The following is a 553-nucleotide window of genomic DNA, read 5'->3' as shown; positions in this document are numbered from 1 at the left end:
CCAACGACTGTATCTAGTTCAAAATCGCCGATGCGATTACGTTGATTAATCATCATGGGACGCTGTTCAATTGATCGCCCCAAAGATTGATTATATTTGGATCGTTGGTCAACGTTACGCCGTTGGCGTACGCCATGTTCAGGTAGATCATTCAAGGAGAAACCAATTCTCCCCTGATTTAGCCAATTATAAATAGATTTAGTCGCTAGTTTAAATTCGTGAGCAATCATTCCTGGTGACCAGCTTAGACGTAAATGGTTGAGAATTTTTTGCTTTAACTCATCGCTCAGCTTAGTTTTCCGACCACATCGTGATCGCTTGTATTCGGCATCTGTTTGTGCTAATTCAGCCTGATAAGGTTGACATCGAGATAATTCATAAGAAATTGTTGACGGTGATCGGTTCAGCCGAACGCCCATTTGGATATTGGACAGCCCTAGTTCACAAAAGGTTTCGATTTTAATTCGTTCGGAATAGGTTATACTAGACAAAAAATCAGCTCCTAAAAGATGGGTTTGTGGTAAACACCATTTTAAAGGAAGCTGATCTTTTT

General features: G+C 40.3%; 1 pseudogene. It reads right to left on the bottom strand.

The features are described from left to right. Positions 1-491 (bottom strand): annotated as a pseudogene (locus IV86_RS08560) (IS30-like element ISLpl1 family transposase); the annotation flags it as partial. Between the last annotated feature and the right edge of the window lie 62 nt (positions 492-553).

The sequence above is a fragment of the Pediococcus pentosaceus genome (assembly GCF_001437285.1).
Classification (GTDB): Bacteria; Bacillota; Bacilli; order Lactobacillales; family Lactobacillaceae; genus Pediococcus; species Pediococcus pentosaceus.
Note: the sequence above shows the minus strand (reverse complement) of the source record. Positions and strands in the feature narration are given on the sequence as shown.